The organism is Arthrobacter sp. SlRoot2-15 (genome assembly GCF_059739345.1).
The window spans coordinates 791652-810357 of the sequence record NZ_AP046058.1; the positions used below are offsets into that span (position 1 = coordinate 791652).

The 18706-nt window shown below is 70.7% G+C and carries 12 protein-coding genes; 3 read left to right on the top strand and 9 right to left on the bottom strand.

The window, feature by feature from the left end; all coding sequences use genetic code 11:
* The first annotated feature begins 29 nt into the window (after window positions 1–29).
* The 3 genes from AC6I9V_RS03650 to AC6I9V_RS03660 all read left to right on the top strand — a co-directional run bounded on the left by AC6I9V_RS03650 (window position 30) and on the right by AC6I9V_RS03660 (window position 3648).
* Complete coding sequence (locus AC6I9V_RS03650; RefSeq protein ID WP_497900245.1) at window positions 30–1445, top strand: oligosaccharide flippase family protein; 1416 nt, start codon at window positions 30–32, stop codon at window positions 1443–1445.
* Window positions 1438–2400 carry a glycosyltransferase family 2 protein gene (locus tag AC6I9V_RS03655; protein WP_497898380.1) on the top strand — a complete coding sequence of 321 codons (963 nt, stop codon included), beginning with the start codon at window positions 1438–1440 and terminating at the stop codon, window positions 2398–2400. Before AC6I9V_RS03650 ends, AC6I9V_RS03655 begins: the two co-directional genes overlap by 8 nt.
* Before the next feature lie 129 nt (window positions 2401–2529).
* Window positions 2530–3648 carry a right-handed parallel beta-helix repeat-containing protein gene (locus tag AC6I9V_RS03660; RefSeq protein ID WP_497898381.1) on the top strand — a complete coding sequence of 373 codons (1119 nt, stop codon included), beginning with the start codon at window positions 2530–2532 and terminating at the stop codon, window positions 3646–3648.
* A 21-nt stretch (window positions 3649–3669) separates the two neighbouring features.
* On the opposite strand, the gene AC6I9V_RS03665 is transcribed toward AC6I9V_RS03660, so the two are convergent.
* From AC6I9V_RS03665 to AC6I9V_RS03705, 9 genes are all read right to left on the bottom strand, one after another.
* On the bottom strand, window positions 3670–4974 hold the full coding sequence (locus AC6I9V_RS03665) for a hypothetical protein (RefSeq protein ID WP_497898382.1): 1305 nt from the start codon (window positions 4972–4974) through the stop codon (window positions 3670–3672).
* A gap of 182 nt (window positions 4975–5156) precedes the next feature.
* On the bottom strand, window positions 5157–9599 hold the full coding sequence (locus AC6I9V_RS03670) for a PKD domain-containing protein (RefSeq protein ID WP_497898383.1): 4443 nt from the start codon (window positions 9597–9599) through the stop codon (window positions 5157–5159).
* 109 nt (window positions 9600–9708) lie between these two features.
* On the bottom strand, window positions 9709–10623 hold the full coding sequence (locus tag AC6I9V_RS03675; protein WP_497898384.1) for a hypothetical protein: 915 nt from the start codon (window positions 10621–10623) through the stop codon (window positions 9709–9711).
* A gap of 57 nt (window positions 10624–10680) precedes the next feature.
* On the bottom strand, window positions 10681–11430 hold the full coding sequence (locus tag AC6I9V_RS03680) for a hypothetical protein (RefSeq protein WP_497898385.1): 750 nt from the start codon (window positions 11428–11430) through the stop codon (window positions 10681–10683).
* Window positions 11427–12269 carry a CDP-alcohol phosphatidyltransferase family protein gene (locus tag AC6I9V_RS03685; protein ID WP_497898386.1) on the bottom strand — a complete coding sequence of 281 codons (843 nt, stop codon included), beginning with the start codon at window positions 12267–12269 and terminating at the stop codon, window positions 11427–11429. The genes AC6I9V_RS03680 and AC6I9V_RS03685 overlap by 4 nt, the downstream gene beginning before the upstream one ends.
* Window positions 12266–13441 carry a DUF1972 domain-containing protein gene (locus tag AC6I9V_RS03690; RefSeq protein WP_497900246.1) on the bottom strand — a complete coding sequence of 392 codons (1176 nt, stop codon included), beginning with the start codon at window positions 13439–13441 and terminating at the stop codon, window positions 12266–12268. Before AC6I9V_RS03690 ends, AC6I9V_RS03685 begins: the two co-directional genes overlap by 4 nt.
* A 5-nt stretch (window positions 13442–13446) precedes the next feature.
* Complete coding sequence (locus AC6I9V_RS03695; protein WP_497898387.1) at window positions 13447–13908, bottom strand: FAD synthase family protein; 462 nt, start codon at window positions 13906–13908, stop codon at window positions 13447–13449.
* Between the two features lie 39 nt (window positions 13909–13947).
* Window positions 13948–15393 (bottom strand): sugar transferase, encoded by a 1446-nt coding sequence (locus AC6I9V_RS03700; protein ID WP_497898388.1) that lies wholly within the window; start codon window positions 15391–15393, stop codon window positions 13948–13950.
* Window positions 15394–16038: 645 nt separating this feature from the next.
* Window positions 16039–18681: a LuxR C-terminal-related transcriptional regulator gene (locus AC6I9V_RS03705; protein ID WP_497898389.1), complete on the bottom strand. Its 2643-nt coding sequence runs from the start codon at window positions 18679–18681 to the stop codon at window positions 16039–16041.
* Between the last annotated feature and the right edge of the window lie 25 nt (window positions 18682–18706).

An 18706-nucleotide genomic window follows, 5' to 3' on the forward strand; every position in this document is an offset into this window, starting at 1 on the left:
GGCCCGGCTGCTGGGGCCCCAAAGCTACCATCGCGGCCGCGACCGTCTACATCAGCCTGGTCGCGCTGCTCCTGGACCAGGGCCTGTCCGCGGCGCTCATCCAGCGCCAGGACATCACCCGGCGGCTGGCCGGCGCCACCGCCACGCTGAACCTGCTGGTGGCAGCGGCCCTCGCGGCGGGGACCTGGTTTGCCGCCCCGGCAGTGGCCGCGTTCTTCGCGGTGGCCGAGCTGGACCCGATCCTGCGCGTGCTGGCGTTCGCCATCCCGGTCAAGGCGCTCGCGATCACTCCGCGCGCCCTGCTGGCCCGGGACCTGCAGCTGCACCGGGTCGGCGCAGCCGACATCGCGGCCGCGGCCGCCGGCAGCGCGGCGGGCATCGGCGCCGCCCTCGCCGGGGCCGGGCCGTGGTCCATGGTCTACCAGGTGGCGGTCACCGACGTCGTCTGTGCCGCCATGCTGCTGGCCGCCAGCCGGGGTCCGGCGCCGAACTTCGCGCTCCGCTCCGTGGGCCCGCTGCTGGGGTTCAGCCTGAGCGTCTTCGCCACCGACTGCCTGGCCTACTTTTCCCGCAACCTGGACAACATCCTGGTGGGCCGGGTGCTCGGCGTCTCCGCCCTGTCCATCTACGGGATGGCCTACCGGATCCTGGTGGTTCCGGTGCAGTTGATCGGGCAGACCGTCAACCGGGTCATGTTTCCCGCCTTTGCCCGATCGGCGCAGGAACCCGAGCGGGTGGCAGCGAGCCTCGTGGCCGCCACCCGGGTCCTTGCCCTTCTGGCCGTTCCGCTGATGGTTTTTGTGTCCTGCGCCGCACCCGAACTGGTCCACCTGGTGCTGGGGCCGGACTGGATGCCGGCGGCGGCGCTGGTCAGTGTCCTGGCGATCGGGGGCGCGCGCGAGACGATCTTCTACATCACCCCCTCACTGATGAAGGGGCTGGGCCGCGGGGCGCTGATCGTGCGCTACGAGATCCTCGCCGCCGTCGTGCAGGTCGGCGGCATCGTCATCGGCCTGCAGTTCGGGGTGTTCGGCGTCGCCGTCGGCTACACCGCGGCCGGCTTCCTGCTGACCCCCGTGCTGCTGCGGATCCAGACCCGGCTGACCGGGGTGAGCGCCAGGTCCCAGTTGGCGTCCATCATGCCGGCGGCCCACGCGGCACTGTGGGGTGCCGCCGGCTACGGCCTGTGGCAGCTCGGAGACGCGGGCAGGCTGTGGCAACTCTTTGGCGGTCTGGTGATCTTTTTCGCCCTGGCGGCGGCGGCGCTGTGGCTTTTCCACCGGCGGCTGCTGGCAGCCTTCCTGGCCCAGGCGCGCAGCCTCGCCGGGCGCACCGGCAACCCGGGCGACAGCGCCGGCCACCCCGACGCCCGGGCGGCCCGGGCCGCACCCGACGGTCCGGAAACCCCGGACATCCCCAACAAGGCAGGAGGCCTCTATGGCTAACGACGTCGGCTCCGCAGGGGCCGTGGTGATCGCGGTCCTGACCTACCGCCGGCCCGGGGACATCAGCCTTGCGCTCCCCCGCCTCGCCGCGCAGGCCATGACCCTGGCCGACGGTGACCGGCCGCCGTCCACCGTACTAGTGATCGACAATGACCCGGCGGCGAGCGCCCAGGCGGCCGTGCAGGACATCGCCGGCACCCTGGACCCGGGCCTGGTCCGCTATGCCCACGAACCGCGGCCCGGCATCGCCGCCGCACGGAACCGCGCCCTCACGGAAGCCGGAGCCGCGGCGCTGCTGGTCTTCATCGACGACGACGAAGTGCCCTCCGAACACTGGCTCGCCCGGCTGGTGGAGCTGCAGGAGAGGACCGGGGCCGCCGCCGTCGTCGGCCCGGTGGTCAGCGAGTACGAACACGAACCGGACCCCTGGATCCAGGCCGGACGGTTCTTCCGTCGCCGCCGGCTCGCCACCGGCACGCCGCTGACCGTCGCGGCGACCAACAACCTGCTCCTGGACCTGGACCAGGTCCGGGCGCTGGGCCTGGGCTTCGACGAGCGGTTCGGCCTCAGCGGCGGCTCGGACACGCTCTTCACCCGCCAGCTGGTGCAGCGCGGCGGGTCCATGTTGTGGTGCGACGAGGCGGTGGTGGTGGACCGTGTCCCGGCGTCCCGGCTGACCCGAGGCTGGGTGCTGCGCCGGGCACTCCGGAGCGGGAACTCCGCGGCCCGGGTCAACCTCGAGCTCGCCGCCGCGGCGGCCCCGCGGCTGGCGGCGCGGGCCTCGTCACTGGCCGCGGGTTCGCTCCGCCTGCTCGGCGGTGCCGCCCGCCTCGGCGCGGGGCTTCTCACCGGCTCGACGGCGCACCAGGCCAGGGGCTTGCGCACCGCGGCCCGCGGACTCGGGATGGCGTCCGCGGCCTTCGGCTATGTCTACAGCGAGTACCGCCGGAAGTAGCCGGCCACCCCGCCGGGGCGCCCTGGAATTGGAAAGCCGCCGCGGACTCGGCTAGCGTGGAGGCAGGTCTCAGCCGCAGTGTCCCGCCCCCGGGCGGGACCGATGACGAGACCCCGGAGGTGACCGAGCATGGCCCGTCCGACGCGCAGCACCCGCGCCGCGCTTGCCGCCGCGATGCTGGCGGCGGCCCTGACAGCCGGGTGCGGCCAGCCTGCCGCGCAACCTCCCGCCGCGCCGGACGCCGTGCCCGCCGCTCGCGCTCTCACACCGCCGGCTCCCGCCCCCACTGCCACAGCGCCGAATCCGGCCGCCACGCCGCCCCCGGTGCCGCGGTCGCAGCTTGCGGCCGGCAGCTACCGCCCCTCGGAAACCACCACCGGGGTGCCCGCCGGAACCGTGTTGAAGCCGTTCAACCCGGCCGGGGCCGAGCTGGTGATTACCCAGGACGGCACGGTCCTGGACGGCCTCGAGATCTACGGCGACGTCAAGGTCCGCGCCAGGGACGTGACGATCAGGAACAGCCGGCTCCACGGCGGCCCGGGCATCCCGGCCTCGAACACCGGCATCATCGATGCCACCGGCGACGGCGTCGTGAACCTCGTGGTCGAAGACAACACGATCATCCCGGACCGCCCCTCCTACTACCGGGACGGCGTCGTCGGCCATGACTACACGGCCCGGCGCAACCACATCCAGGGCACCAACGACGGCCTCGGCATCTTCAACCGACCCGGCGGCCCGCCCGGCGCCAACGTCACGGCCGAGGGAAACTACATCCATTCGCTGACGTTCTGGTCCAACGACCCGGCCCACAGCGATGGCACCCACAACGACGGCATCCAGGTGCAGGGCGGCGAGAACATCCGGATTGCCGGCAACACCATCGTGGCCAGCGCCCGGCCCGGCCGCGGCAGCGGCCCCAGCCCCCGCGGCCCTCACGCCGGGATCGGCATCATGCTGCAGCAGAACGTGGCCCGGCTGGGCAACGTGGTGGTCGAAAGGAACTGGGTGGATGACGGCCAGACCTCCATTAACATCGACCACGGCAAGTACGCGACCATCACGGTGACGGTCGCGGCCAACTATCTGGGCCACAACCAGTTCGACTTCGGCAACGGCTCGAAGTACCCCGTCCGCGTGATCAGCCGTGCCGCCAGTTCGGTGCAGGGCCTGTCGACGAACCGCTGGGCGGACAGCCTCAACCTCCTGGCCGAGGGTGCCGCCGGCGGGATCCGTTTCAATAGCTGAGCCCGCGGGCTGCCGGCCGGCTCACCGGGCCGTGAGGCTGACCGTGGTGGAGTATTTGGAGTTGCCGAACGGATCCGTCACCACCACCCGGTAGCTGTGCGTTGTTCCGGGGGCGACCGTGTCCCTGAATTCCATCATCGGCCGGTTCCAGAACGTGGTGGACAGCGCCTGGGTGCTGATCAACCGCCCGTCCCGTGAGAGCCGGTAGCTCAGTACCGCGTTGTCCCGGTCCCAGTTGGACTGCCACTTGACCGTGATGACCCCCGACGAGGGCGAGGCCAGCGCCGGGTTGGTGGACGCGGACGAGGAACGGGGTCCTTCCTTGTCCGGGGCCAGGGAGCTGACCGCGAACCGGACCAGGCCCTGCTGGCCTTTGAAGTTGACGTTCTTGAACTCGCCGCCCATCACCACGTAGCTGTTGTTGCCGGTCACGGACCAGGGTCCCTGGCTCTGGCCGGTGGCCGTCCCCGTGTCCAGGTCCGGGTACCAGACCAGCAGCGACGGCGCCGGCTTGCCCGTGAAGCTCGGGAACCCGTGGATGTCTTTCGTCAGCGTTCCGGTGGCCTCCCTCCGCGGCGTCGTCTCCGGGAACCCCTTTAGATTGCCGCAGTAGTGGGAGTGGCCGGCCTTGTAGACCGCCGTGTTGCTGGCGAACACACTGTAGGAGTCGCCGTGGCAGTCGTCGATCCATTTGACCCCCAGGTCGGACCAGTTCCCCGCAAAGGAGCCCTCCAGGGTGCCGGTGCCGTTCATCTTCGAGTCGATAAAGCCCGTCCCGTACCAGTTCGAGCCGTCGCTGGAGAGCGAGGTGATGCCGGAGCCGGTGCCCGCGTTCCGGACGACGTCGTTGACCGGCGTCACGATGTTGGCCCCGGTGAGGGCGTCGACGGCACCGAGCCCGAAGCCCGGTCTGTTGGTGCCGTTCAGGGTGGTGAACAGGCCGCCCGCAACCAGCTTGCTGCCGTCGGGCGCCAGCACCAGCGCGTTGACCCTGCCGCCGGCTGCGATCGGTTTCCAGGGCAGCAGTGTCCCGTTGCTGGCGCGGACCGCGGCCAGCTTGGACCGGGAGGTGGACCCGACGGTGCTGAACAGGCCGCCCAGGTAGACCGTCCCGGCGGTGGCCACGATCGCCCGGACGGTCGAGGACATTCGCGGCGCCCAGCCCGCAATCGTGGCGCCGGTCTGCGGGTCGAGGGCCACCACCTTGCCGGCCGGCTGGCCGTTGGCCGCGGTGAAATCACCGCCGACATAGAGCCGGCTGCCGTCCGGCGACGCCGCCACGGCCAGGGCCTGTGCGTTCAGGGATGCCGTGAACCCGGTGACCAACTGCCCGGTGCTCAGGCTGTAGGCAAGGATGTTCTTGCGCTCGGTGGTCTGCCCAATTCCCCCAGGGAGAGTTCATGGCTTTCCTTAGCTCAGTTGGCGGAGCAAACCGTTGTGCAAACCGGTGGTCGGCCCGGCGGCTCACCCGCCGCCGCCGTCCGGATCCGGATCATCAGCCCCTCCCCCTATGGCCTGGCCACGGACAACTCGTCGAACCGGACAGCCACCGGCGCGTTGGTGGCGGTGCTCCAGAGGTAGGTCAGCAGCCCAATACCGCCGGCCGCCTGCAGCGACGGCGTCGAATCCGCGGCCGTCAGCCCCCAGGTGGCCGGCTCGGCTGCCCCGTCCCGCCAGATCTTGGCCCGCACCGTGGTGGGGCTGGTTCCGGTGACCTGCACCCTGAGCCGGAGCTGGTCGTTCGCGGCCACCGTCAGGCCGGCCACCGCTGCGGACTGCAGCGTCGTCTCCGTACCGCCGGATACCCGGGTCAGGAAGAGCGTCGCCGCGCCGGTGGCGGCGATCCGCAGCTTGGCGCGGTATTCGTCGTCGCCGACTTTGCGCCCGACGGCACCGACATAGGTGCCCCCGCCGGTGGCAATCTTGTCCTGCGCGAATTTCACCGAGAGGTCGGTTGCGGTGGCAGAAACACCGGCCAGGGTGGCCAGCCGGGAGATCCCGCCGGAGCGCGTAGTGATGATCCCGGTTCCGCCGGCCACCGTGTAGTTGGCGGCCGTTCCGGCCAGCGTCCAGGCGCCGCCGGTGTCGGCGGAACCCCAGCTGCCTGCGAGGTCGCGCCCGAACCCGTCCGCCGCGAGCAGGCCCGCCGGGGGGTTCCCGGTGACGGTCACGGCCTGGGTGATGGTGCCGGTGGCACCGGCGTTGTCGGTGACGGTGAGCGTTACCTGGTAGGTCCCGGCGGCGGCATAGCTGTGCGAGGCGGTGGCGCCGCTTCCGGTGGCGCCGTCGCCGAAGTTCCAGGCGTACCCGGACACCGTCCCGTCCGTGTCCGTGGAGCCGGTGCCGTCGAAACTGGCCTGCAGCACGTTGACAGTTGAGGTGAACGCCGCCGTCGGGGCCGCGTTGGGCGCGGGGGCCGCGCCGCCTGCGGTGATGTTCAGGTTGTCCAGCCGCAGGACTACCGGCAGGTTGGTGGAGGAGCCGGAGACGTAGCCGCCGGCGCCGGCGGCGCCCGCGGCCTGCAGGGCGGCGGTGGCATCGCTAACGGTGAGCTGCCAGGCGGCGGGCTCAGCCGCGGAAGCGCGCCAGACCTTGCCGCTGACCGCGGTGGGCGCATTGCCGTCGAGCTTGAGCCGGATGATCGCCGGGTCGTTGGCGGCGAGGGTCAGCCCGCCGATCGCCAGCGGCCCGGCAACGGTCGTTTCGGCGCCGGCCACCACCTTGGTGAGGTAGAGCGACACGGCCCCGGTGGCGGCAACCTTGATCTTTGCCCGGTACTCGTTGTTGTTTGCCCGCCGTCCCACCAGCGTGGCGAACATGCCGCCGCCGTTGGGGACCTTGTCGGCCGAGACGGTGATGCGGCCGTCGTAGTCCGCCGTCGCGACGCTGTTCAGGTACGCGTACCTGCTGGCTCCGGCGGTGCCGATGGTGGCCGCTCCCGCCCCGTTGGCGACGGAGAAGTTGCTGCCGCCACCGGCGACTGTCCACGCTCCGCCGACGTCCGCGGTGCCGAATCCGCCGGTGGTGGTCCGGCCGAAGGCGTCCGCGGCCACCAGGGCGTTGGCGGGCGGGGCCGTGACGGTCACGGCCTGGGTGAGCTGGCCGGTTGCGCCGGCCCCGTCCGTGACGGTGAGGGTGACCTGGTAGGTGCCGGCCGCGGCGTAGCTGTGCGACGCGGTGGCGCCGGTCCCGGAGGCGCCGTCGCCGAAGGCCCAGGCGTAGCTGCTGATGGTGCCGTCGGGGTCCTTGGATCCGGTGGCGTCAAAAGCAGCCGCCAGGTTGGTAACGGAGGATGTGAAGGCGGCGGCCGGCGGCTGGTTCGGCGGCGGGGCCGTCACCGTGACGGCCCGGGTCACGCTTGCGGTACTGCCGGAGTTGTCCGTCACTGTAAGCCGGATGTCGTAGCTGCCGGCGGCGGCGTAGCTGTGCTGCGCCGTCACGCCGGTTGCGGTGGAACCATCGCCAAACGCCCACGCGTAGCTGGCGATCGGGCCGTTGGCATCCGAGGAGGTGCTGGCATCCACCGCTGCGGTCAGGCCGGTGACCGCGGAGGTGAACGCCGCGACCGGCGGCGAGGGCGGCGCGTTCACGGTGCGGCCCGAGGCCACGTAGTGGGCCTGGATCCGGGACAGCGGAAGCACCGAGGGGTAGAGCGCGACGTCGTCGATCTGGCCGCTGAGGAAGCTGATGTAGGGCGGCTGGCCCTTCTGCGAGGTGGGCCAGTTGGGCCAGCCGGTGAGGCTGTCGCCGCCGACCCGCCAGTAACCGTCGAACGGCCAGGCGGTGGTGGTGCCGGGCCGTGCTGCGGCGGCGACCCCGTCGATGGTGAGCTTCATCCCGTCGGCGCCGAGCGAGGCGACGACGTGGTGCCACTGGTTGTCGTTGAAGGTCGCCGTCGAGTTGACCGTGACCCGGGTGCCGGAGCTGCCGCCGGGCCGGACGCCGAAGAAGATGCGCCCGCCCGGGTCCATGTACACGGTCCGGTCCAGGTCGGCCGAGAGCCCGGTTTGGGAGTTTCCGTAGCCGACGATCTGTCCGCCCGCGGTGGAGCCAGTGCGGATCCACGCCTCGGTGCTGAAGGTGTCCGGCCGGGCTGCCAGGGTCGGGTCGCTGGCGACTGCGTCCTGGCTGCCGTTGAGGGCGAGGGCCGTGTCCGCGTCGCCGTTCAGGGCGCCGGGGGCGCCAAAACCGGCACCGGGCTGCAACTGCAGGTCATCACGGCCCGCCAGGTCCACGGCCGTGCTGCCGCCGCCGTCCCCGAGCCGCCAGTAGTTGCCCGGATTGTCAGCCAGGACCTGCTTGGCGTAGTTGCCCGGGGACGCCACGGAGCCCGGCACCGTGATGCTGGCGGTGTCGCTGCGGGCCTCGTTGCCGAACGGGTCCCGGACGAAGATGCGGTAGGTGTAGCTTTGCCCCGGAACCCGGGAGGTGTCCAGGAAGGTCATGCCGGGCCGGCGCCAGAAGGTGGACGCCTGGTTGAGGGTGGCGATGACGGCGCCGTTGCGCCGGACCTCGTAGACGAGGTTCTCGTTGTCCTGGTCCCAGTTGGCCTGCCAGCGGACCCGGACGGTGCCGGCGGAGGGGCTGGACAGGGTGGGGGTCAGGTTGGCGCCGGTGACGCGGGGCCCGCGCTGGTTCGGGGCGAGCCCGGTCCTGGCGAACCTGACCAGCCCCTGCTGGGGCTGGTTGTTGACGGAGGTGAATTCACCGGCCATCACCACGTAGTCGTCGTTGCCGTTGACCGTCCACGGGCCCTGGTCCTGGCCGGTGACCGTGCCGGAGTCGAGGTAGGGGAACCAGTTCAGCAGCGGCGGCGAGGGCCTGCCGGCGTAGTTGAAGTACCCGTGGCTTTCGGTGGTGATGGTGCCGGTGGCCTCCTTGCCGAACGCGATGCCGCGGTTGAAGCTCCAGGGCTGGGTCTGCGGGAAGCCGGCGATATTGCCGCAGTAGTGCGGGTGGCCGGCCAGGTAGACCGCGCCGCCGATCGGTTTGATGGAGTAGCTGTCGCCGTGGCAGTCCTCGAGCCAGTTGGTGGTGTCATCGGACCATTTGACCGAGAACATCCCTTCGAGGTTGCTGGTGCGGCCGAAGGTGTAGCCTGCGCCGTAGACGTTCGTGCCGTCGCTGGCGAGCGTGGTGATGGCCCCGTTGGTGCCGCCGTTGCGCACCAGGCTGTTGATCTGGAAGGGCAGCAGCGCGCCGGCGCCGGTGTCCACCTTGCCCAGGCCCATGCCGGGGTTACTCGAAGCGTTAAGGGTGGTGAACGCGCCGCCCACCACCATGCTGGCACCGTCGGGCGCGAGCGCCATGGCGTTGACGCGGCCGCCCTCGGCGACCGGATTCCACGGCAGCAGCGCGCCGTCCGCGGCGTTGAACGCGGCGAGCCGGCCGCGTGCTACGGAGCCCACGGAGCCGAACAGGCCGCCCAGGTAGACGGTGCTGTCTGTCGCCACGATAGTGCGCACCGACGCGGACATCTTCGGCAGGAAGCTCATGATCAGGGCGCCGTTGGACGGGTTGAGCGCCACGACGCGCCAGACCGTGGCGCCGTTGTACGTGGTGAAGGAGCCGCCGACGTAGAGACGCGATCCGTCCGGGGACGCCGCCAGGGCCGTCACCTCGGCGTTGAAGCTCGGCGTGAAGCTGTTCAGCAGCTCCCCGGTGGTCAGGTTGTAGGCCAGGATGTTGTTCCGGGCAACCTCGCCGGTTCCGGCGGGGGCCCCGGCGGGCCGGGCAAGGCTGAAGTCGCCGCCGACGTACACCGTGTTGCCGATGACGAGCTGGGTCCAGGCCACCCCGTTGATCTGGGCGGTGGGGAGCGCGTCGGCGGAGACCGTGACCGGCGTGGACGGGCTCGCCGGATCGGCCGGCGCGGTGTCGGCGGCTGAGGGCGGGGCGTCCACCAGCACCAGTGAGAGCGCCAGCGCCGTGCCCAGCAGCACCGCGAGCATTCGTTGTAGTTGGTTCCCAGCGGCGCCTCCCGGCGCCGGGTAGGGCGCTAGCCCTGCATTTTTCGTCTGAGCGCTCCCCAGCGTGGCGTTCCGGAACATGTGCTTCCCCCTAGTCCATTCGGTGTCTGGCGGCGCTGCTGGTCAGCACAGCCACGTCCTCGGCCGTGAAGAGGCCTCGGATCCAGTGGTCGTTTCGGTTTTCGCCGACATTCGTTTTCATCAGCGCGTCGCCCTGGCTTCCCGGGATCATCGGGAAGTGCCGCGGCACCGGACGGACCTGCCGGACCGGTATCCCGGCGCGCAGGGCCACCCATTTGAGCCAGATGTCGTCGGCTCCCGGGCAGGCGGCGGCGAAACCGGTGCCGTACCCCTTGAGTTCCTGGAGCATCGCCGGCGGGTAGATGACCCCGGAGACGCCGACGGCGAAATTTGCCGTGCGGGCGGCGGTGTCCCGGGCCCGCGCCCAGGTGGCGTAGTCGGCAATCCCGTCCACGGAGGGGCCGATGATGCTGATCCAGTGCCCGCAGACGGCGTCCGGGTGCCGGCGGGTGGCATCGGTGAGCAGCGCCAGCCAGTTCCGCGGGTAGATGATGTCGTCGTCGGCGGTTACGAGCGGCAGGGTGTGCCGTTCCACCGAGGCGACGTACGGGTAGTACTTGGTGTGGGGGCCGTAGTCCGGGCTCAGCAGGACCTCCACGCCGCGGCGTTCGAGCCGGCGCAGAGCGGCCGGAGCGGTCCGGAACTGTTCCGGCGTCTGCAGCCACAGCAGCAGCCGTTGCGGCCTGGTGCTGCCGCGGGCGATTGATTCGAGCGCCGTCGCAACAGTCTTCAGTCGGGCACCGTGCGTCGTCATGGACACGACGACGGGGGCGGTGCCGGTGGCGGGCCGGCGGGCTGCGAGGTTCCGGAGCCGCAGGTGCGCGAAGGCGATGCCGGCCCGGAGCCGTTTTGCCGCTTTCCTCCCCCGCCGGGCCGTGGTCCGCACCAGCAGCAGCGATGGCAGGGTGTCCAGTTGTGTTGCCATGGCCTGGATCCTTTCCTGTGATTCAACGGTCAGTTCTGTTTGGCCGGCCGGGTCCGCTTAGGCCGGCACCTTGCCCGCAAACGTCGCCACCGGCGTCTCGGCCTCGAGGTTGAGATGGATCTTGACGTTGTCGCGGGCCTCTAGGGGCACCGCGAAGACGAACACACCGGTTCCGCTGGTCCCGGGCGCCACCACGGACGGGAAGGCGGCCGTGTCCGAACCGCTCAGGGATCCGGCCGGCTCGTCGTCCCGGCCGAACGCCACGTCGACGACGGCGGAGTCCAGGGAGATGGGCTCTGGGGTGCTGTTGGTCACGGTGACCTTGAAACGCACGGCCGGGCCGGCGATTTCACCGATGCCCTTCGCCTCGCCCCGGACGGATTGAACGTCCGTGATGGTGGCCGAGACGCCGCCCTTGACAGCTTTCTTGTCCTTCAGGTCCACCGGCGCCGCGGTGGGCTGCGGTATTTCGGCGAGCTGCTGCTCGGACTTGCCCTGGCGGTCCACCGGGCTGGGCGCGGGCCCGGCCTCCGGAGATGCGGGACCGGCCGGCGCCGGCGCGCCTGTCGCGGCGGCCTTGGCCGGCGCAGGGGCCGCCGGGCCCGCCGCCTCCGGTTTCGGGCTGGCGGCCCGGGCAACGGTGTCCTGGCCGGGCCGTTCGCCGGCGGCCCGGGCGACGGTGTCCTGGCCCGTGGCCCAGACGGTGCCGCCCAGGGCGAGCAGAGCCGAAATGCCGACCGAAGTGGCGAGCAGGCGCCGGCGCCTGCCGGCGCTGTGGGCTCCTTGCCCGTGGTGTGCTGTGTTCATTGCGGGACCCCAGTTCCAGTGGTGCTGCCGGTTGGTGCGGATGGTTCCGTGCGGCTGTGCCGGCCGGCCCGGCCGCGCGCCGGCGGGAAGGCGGAAATTTCCCGGAACCACTTGACGGATGCCAACAGCAAGAAGCCTGCTGTGGCTGCGACGATCAGGGTGTAGGCGGCGAGGAAGAGCGGAAGCACGCCGTAGAGGGCAAAGCAGAGGCAGAGGACCCCGTAGTCCATCGGGACCACCAGCACCGAGCGGAGCCAGGACCTGCCGCCGGGGGCAGCCACGGAAACCAGGCCCTGCTGGCGCCGCAACTGCTCGGTGAGGATCATGCTGAAGAACAGCACGGCGGAGATGACGGCGGCGGCCAGCGGAACCAGCAGCCAGCGCCGGTCCACGGTTCCGAAGCGGTACAGCCCGACGGCGAGCGCCAGTGGCAGCGCGGAGGTTTTCACGGCGTCCACCATGTGGTCCAGCCACTCCCCCGCGGCGGATCCGCTGCCCTGCAGCCGCGCGACCTGTCCGTCGGCCGAGTCCAGGGCGTAGCCGACCACCAGCAGCAGGGCCACCCCGATCCCCAGGGCTCCGGACGGCGGGAACATCATCAGCAGGGCGATCCCCGAGAAGGTGAAGACCGCGCTGACCGCCGTGACGGCGTTGGGCCCCAGCCCGGCGTGCAGGGCCAGCGCGGCCAGCAGCCGTCCCAGCCTGCGGTTGACGTAGCGGGAGTAGGCCGGTGCCCCGCGGGCCGCCGTCTTCTGGGCCGCGGCGAGCTGCCTTACGGTGTCCCGGAAGCCGGCACGGGCCTCGTCGTCCGCGCCGATTCCCGGATCGGCGGCGGTCATTGTCCGGCCCCCAGGCTGGGACGCGGCGCCCGGCGTCGGCCCCTGGTTCCTTCTCCGGCGCGCGTCCGGGCGGTCCGTGTCCGGGGGCTCAGGAGCGTCTGGCAGAGCTGTTCGTAGCCGGTCGCGACGTCGTCCCAGTTGTACCGGCGGGCCAGCTGCTGCGCGTGCTGGCCGCGGGCCTCGGCGTCGGAGCCGGGGGCCTCGGCCTCGTGCACCAGCCGGGCGACGTCGCCGGGGCCGGCGAAGTACCGGCCGGCGGTTTCGAGCACCTCACGGTTGAACCCGACGTCGAACGCGTTGGTGGCCGTGCCGGATCCGATGGCCCGCAGCAGCGAGGGGTTGGTGCCGCCCACGGAGTGTCCGTGCCAGTACACCAGCGCGTTCGCGTACAGCTGGTCGAGCAACGCCTGGTCCCAGACGCCGCCCACGAAGCGGACCCTCTCGTCGCCGAGTGCGTGGACCATGTTGGTGTACCGGTCCGAATAGGGGGCGGAGCCGACGACGACGAGCGGGAGCCGGGCGGCGCTCCGGGCGAACCCTTCAACGATGAGGTGGACGTGGTTTTCGGGCTCAAAGCGGGCGACGACGAGGTGGTAGCCGCGCGGCGCCAGGCCCAGTTCCGGAAGTCTGTCCGAGCCGGCGTTTGCCTGGATGGGCGCCCCGTAGGCCAGATATACCGTGTCGGCGTCGAACTTCTCCCGGTAGTAGTCCTGGATGCCGGCGGCGTCGGCGATGAGCGCGTCGGACCACCGGACCGCGAGCCGTTCAACAAGCTGGTAGTAGCTTCGGCCCGCCTTGCCCCACTTGGCGCGCTTCCATTCCAGCCCGTCGACGTGGGTGGCCACGGGGATGCCTGCGGCTTTGATGGCCGGCAGGTAGGGGGCGTTGGCCGCGTTGAAGACGATGGCGGCGTCCGGCCGGTGCCGGAGCAGGTGGGCGACGGAGAGCCCGGTGTGGCTGAGGGTCTCCAGGGAACGTTTGCGCAGCGCCGGGAGGTGCACCAGGTCCATTCCGAGGTGCCGGGCGGGCCGGTCGCCGCCGCCCGTCTCGCGGCAGTAGACGGTGACGCGGTGGCCGCGCTGCACGAGCCGCTGGCCGATTTCCTCGATGGCCGTTTCGAATCCGCCGTACCGGGCCGGGACGCCGCGCGTTCCCACCATCGCGATATGCAGCCCGTTCACAGCCGTATCCCGTGGAGCCGGTGCCCGGGTTCGGGGGAACGGTTGATCAGCTCGAGGGCGGCGCGCAGGGCGGAGCTGGACGTCTGCACGGTGTACGGGAAGAAGACGACGTCGACGCCGACCTCCCGGAACGCCGCTTCCAGCCTGTCGCCCTTCGGGGTGCCCTTCCAGTCGTCGCCCTTGAAGAAGACGTTGAACCGCAGTTCCTCCCAGACGTGGAGCTTGTCCGGGACGGTTTCGGCGTAGACCTTGTCCACGTAGCCGATGCTGCCGACAATCTCCATCCGCTCGGCCAGCGGGACCACGGGCAGCCGGCCCTTGGCCCGTTCCAGCATTTCGTCCGAGACGACCCCGGCGACCAGGAAGTCGCACTGGCTTCTGGCGTGCTTGAGGATGTTGAGATGCCCGATGTGGAACAAATCGAACGCCCCCGGCGCGTAGCCGATTCTGAGACCCATGTCCTGCCCTTTCAATTCACCGCCGGCCCTCACCAGCGTTCAGTAAGCCCCCACCGGGTTCAGGATGACCTTGACGGTTCGCCAGAGGATCATGATGTCTCCCGTCAACGACCAGTTCTCCACGTAGTAGAGGTCCCAGCGGACGCTGTCTTCCCAGCCAAGATTCGACCGGCCGTTCACCTGCCACAGCCCGGTGATGCCGGGCTTGATCAGCAGCCGGCGGGTCACGTCGCCCTCGTAGCCCTCCACCTCGCAGGGCAGCTGAGGACGCGGTCCCACCAGGCTCATGTCCCCTTTGAGCACGTTCCAGAACTGCGGCAGCTCGTCGAGCGAATACTTCCGCAGCCAGCGTCCGCACCTGGTGACACGCGGGTCCTGCTTTATCTTGAACAGCAGCCCGGCTCCCTCGTTCAGCTCCCTGAGCAGGGCCAGGTCCTCCTCCGCGGTCACCACCATGGAGCGGAACTTGACCATCTTGAACCGTTCGCCGTTGCGGCCGACCCGCTCCTGCCAGAAGAAGATCGGGCCCTTGCTGTCACGGGCGATCATCCAGGCAAGGATGAACAGCAGGGGCGCCAGGAGCAGCAGCGCCGCGGCCGAGGCCACAACGTCGACGAGGCGTTTGAGTGTGTGTTTGCCGCCGCTGAACTCCGGCAGCTCCACGTGCATTAGCGGCAGGCCCTCGACGGGCCGCCAGTGGATCCGGGGACCGGCGACGTCGGTCAGGCTGGCGGCCAGGACCAGGCTCGCGTGGGTGCCCTCCAGGGCCCAGCCGAGCTGGCGGATCGCGCGGCTTCCGCCGTGCAGCTGTCCGGCAACGACGACGGCGTTGGCCCCGGTCTCGGTGACCTTTCCGGCCACCGAGGCGACATCGCAGAGCACGGGCACCCGGGTCGCGGAAATCTGCAGGTGGCTGGCGGTGTAGCCGGCCGGAAGGGCCGCCCCTACCACTTCATAGGCGGCACCGGAGACCTTGCCGAACTGGCGGATGACGTATTCGACGTCTGCGGGTTCGCCCACCACGATCACCTTGGAGAGGTAGTGGCCGAAGTTGCGCTGGCGGTTCAGCCAGGCCCGCCACCGCCACCGGCTGAGCAGGAGCAGCAGCGAACCGGCCGGGAGGGCGATCGCGAAGTGGCTGCGCACCACATCGATTCCCAGCAGCAGGACCACGATGGCGATGCCCCCGAATACCCCGACGGTAGCGTCCATGACCCGCTTGTATTCCTCGGCCCCGACGCCGAGGACTGTCTCCTCCCGCGTGCGGTGCACTTCGAGGGCGACGATCCAGGCCAGGAGAATGGCGATGCTGAGGGAAACGTAGCTGGTGACCGCAGGGGTGCGGGCGAGCACTCCCTCGGCGTCGATGCGGACCGCGTAGGCCACGGCGACCGCACAGGTCACAATGGATATGTCGGTGAACCGCAGCCAGCGGCGGTAGCGCCGCGCCCAGGACATCCCGGAGTCCACGGGACGGGCCGCCACGGGTTCCCGGCCGACGGCCGGGGGGTGATCAAACGCCCCGCCTGCGAGCCTTAGGACCCGGGCGGGGCGTCGATTCCAACGACTGCCTCTTTTTCTGTAGCCGGCGCGGTGTTCGTCCACCGCGCTCACGGCAGTTCCACATCTCTCAGTGGTGCAGACCGTTTAAGGGAGCCGGCGGCGGCTGGGGGGAGAGCCTCGGTCTCAGAAGGCTCTGACGCCGCCGGCTCCGTCTTGGGGGTACGACTGCCGGCTGGGGCACCGTACGGTTCCAATGAAGGAGTTCGGATATGGGAGGTGTCGACGCGGCCACCCTTGCTGGTGGCTCTGGCAATTGCGGCGCTGGAACTCAGGCTTGTGGCCCTGCTCCTCCGCGGGCGCTGCCCGCAGTCGAATACCGCCCTGTAGTTACTCATTTTGAGACCTTTGTGAGTCGTTCCTGGGACTGACTTAAGTCAATCGCGGAGGCCTCATCTGCACACGAGTAGGGGTTACCCGACTTCTCTTGCGGTCTACGCCGGGCCACTACTTAGGCATACTCCCGGACGCCGCCCAGGTCACGCAGTAGATACGCGGGATCCCCTGCGGCAACGGTGAAAAACCCTTGAATGGCGCACTCGGGCCCTGCTGAGGCCAGCCCGGCCGCGCTCAAGGCAGCGGAAGATCGCGCTGGATGTCCATCAGCTCGCCGCGGCGGCTGACGCCGAGCTTGCCGAAGATGCGGTACAGGTGGCCTTCGACGGTCCGCTGGGACACGGTCAGCCGGGCCGCGATTTCGGCGTTTGTGGCCCCGCCGGCCACCAGCTTCAGGATCTCGGTTTCCCGGGCGGTGAGGTCGGCGTAGTGTTCGCCGCGGACGATGTTCATCTGCCCGGACATGCCGGCGGCGACCATGCGGTGGTGGACCTTGCGCTGGACCGCGGTGAGCTTCCACTTGTCCGGGTCGTGTTCAAGCAGCTGTGCGGCCTGCTGGGCGGCTTCGAGCGCCAGGAGCAGGTAGCCGGCGCTCAGGGCCTGGTCGCTGAGCGCCATAAGCTCGGTCGAATCAGAGGCGGCGACGGCGAGCGCGTAGTCCCGCAGCAGGCGCGCCTCCGGGCCCTCGACGGCCCCGCTGCTGGCCGCCAGGGCCGCCGCCGCCCCGGTGTCCCCGCCGCGCAGCGCGAGCCGCCTGATGTCGGTTTCCACCCCCCGCAGCCCCTGCCGCTGCGCTTCGGACGCGAGCCGGTCAAGTTCGCGGCGGGCGTTGCCGGAATCAAGGCCGGAGGCAGCCTCCGCCGCCGTGCAGTAGGCCTCCGCGAGGAGCAGGAGCGTCGCCGGCTCGCGGTAGCCGGTCCTGCGGAACGCCAGCGTCTGCTCCGCCGCGTCCCCGGGGTGTCCGGCCGCGGCGGCGGCGTAGGCCGCCACGGCGTGCGCGAAGGCGAGCAGCTCCCAGGGGTCGGCGATCAGGAGTTCTTCCACCCCCAACAGCAGCTCGGTGCGGCTTTCCGGGATGCGGCCCTGCCGCAGCCGGGAGTAGCCGCGCATCACATGCAGCATGCCCCCGCTGTACAGCAGGCGCGGCGACAGGGCGGTGGTGTAGTCGTCAAGGACGGAAGCGAGTTCCTCCCATTCGCCGGCGCAGATCAGGTTCAGGCAGTGCCTCGCCAGCACGTCTTCGTAGACCAGAGGCAGTGCCAGGCCGCCGCCCTGCACCCCGCGCCAGGCTTCCCGGTCGATGCCCAGGCCGGACAGCACCCGGCCCTGCGCGGTCAGCACCTCCGCCAGACGCGACACCGCAGGGATGCGGATCTCTGGGTTGCTCTCCGCGGCGGCGGCCAGCCCCTGCAACCGGGCCTCGAGCTCCGCGGTCCGGCCCTCCCAGCGCTCCAGCAGGAGGCCGGTGGCCATACCCACGGCCGGTCCCGCCCAGCGCGGCTGGGCGGCACCGGCCGTTTCCGGATCCCCGCCGCCGTCGTCGCGCGGAAGCTCCAGGGCTGCCGCCGCCGGTCCGAGCCGGGCCGCCAAAAGGGCGGCCAGATAGGAGGCCTGGCCGTACCGCACCGGCTGCGCGGCCTCCAGGTAGCCGGCCGACGCCTCGCGCCTGCCCAGGATGTAGTTCGCATAGGCCTGCTGGATCTTGGCCTCTGAGAGGTAGCGGTCGTCCCCGATGGCGCCCGCTACCCGGAGCGCCGTCGCGGCATCAAGGTCGATGTTCGCGGCCGTGGCCGCCCGGAGCAGTTCCGGGGCCGGGACCTCCGCGCCGGAATCCAGTGCCCAGCGCAACTGGTTAATGAACGCGTCCGGGTGAACCGCACCCGCCCAGGGCAGCGCCAGGAGGCTGGCCCGGAGACCCGCGCTCCGTCCCGCGGGTACCCGGCGGCGGATGATCTCCCCGATGAGCGGGCTGGCGGGCCTGACGATCCGGTCCCGGTCCCGCGAGACGGTGATGATCCCGGCCATCTCGAGCGCGTCGACGGCCCGGGGGCTGCTGAACCTGAGGATCTGCCCGAGCGAGAGCGGCCCGGCCAGGGCAACGATCGCGGCCGCCGTCTTTTCCTCCGGCGACATGGAGCGGACCTGGTGGTCCAGCAGGTCCGCGGCCGGGACGTCTCCCAGCTCCGGCGGCGCGAGGAGGAACCACGCCCCGCGGCGCTGGCCGATGGCTCCGGTGGCACGGGCATGCTCGATCAGGGACATCAGCATAAACGGGTTGCCGTCCGTCAGGTGGGCGAACAGCTCGCTCACCCACGGCGACACCTCGGCGCGCAAAACCTGTTCGCACAGCTGGTGCACCTCGGCGCGGCTGAGCGGCGCCAGGTCGAACTTCGCGATGATGCCGTCATCCCACAGGGCAAGGAACTCCTCGGGGATCAGGGGGCCCGGACGGCAGGTGGCGAGCAGCCGGGCCGCGCCGGTGGCGACCGCCTGCGCGAGGAGTTGGACGGTCCCCTCGTCCAGGCTTTGGGCGTCGTCGATCACGAACAACGCCAGCGTCGGCTCGGCCCTCAGGCTGGCCGTGACGGCGCCCAGCACGGCCGCGTAGGAGTCGAGGTCATGGGCCGGAAGGCCCGCCAGATAGGGTGCCAGTGCACCGAACGGGACGGCGGCGAGCGCCGGCGTCGCAGCGAGCCTGATCACCGTTCCCTGCGGGTGCAGTTCCGCCAGGACGGCCTTGACGACGGCGGTTTTGCCGGACCCGGAGCTTCCAACAATCAGGGCCCCGGCCCTGCCCTCGTCACGAAGGCAGCGAACCACCTCCTTGACGACGCCGGACCGGCCGATCAGGGTCGCGGCATCAGTCAGGCTTTCCACTCAGGGCCACTCCCGCCGCCGTCGA

Coding starts and splice junctions, on each gene's coding strand:
- AC6I9V_RS03655 (WP_497898380.1), top strand. CDS start 1,438: ATGGCTAACGACGTCGGCTCCGCAGGGGCCGTGGTGATCGCGGTCCTG.
- AC6I9V_RS03660 (WP_497898381.1), top strand. CDS start 2,530: ATGGCCCGTCCGACGCGCAGCACCCGCGCCGCGCTTGCCGCCGCGATG.
- AC6I9V_RS03670 (WP_497898383.1), bottom strand. CDS start 9,599: ATGCTCGCGGTGCTGCTGGGCACGGCGCTGGCGCTCTCACTGGTGCTG.
- AC6I9V_RS03675 (WP_497898384.1), bottom strand. CDS start 10,623: ATGGCAACACAACTGGACACCCTGCCATCGCTGCTGCTGGTGCGGACC.
- AC6I9V_RS03680 (WP_497898385.1), bottom strand. CDS start 11,430: ATGAACACAGCACACCACGGGCAAGGAGCCCACAGCGCCGGCAGGCGC.
- AC6I9V_RS03685 (WP_497898386.1), bottom strand. CDS start 12,269: ATGACCGCCGCCGATCCGGGAATCGGCGCGGACGACGAGGCCCGTGCC.
- AC6I9V_RS03695 (WP_497898387.1), bottom strand. CDS start 13,908: ATGGGTCTCAGAATCGGCTACGCGCCGGGGGCGTTCGATTTGTTCCAC.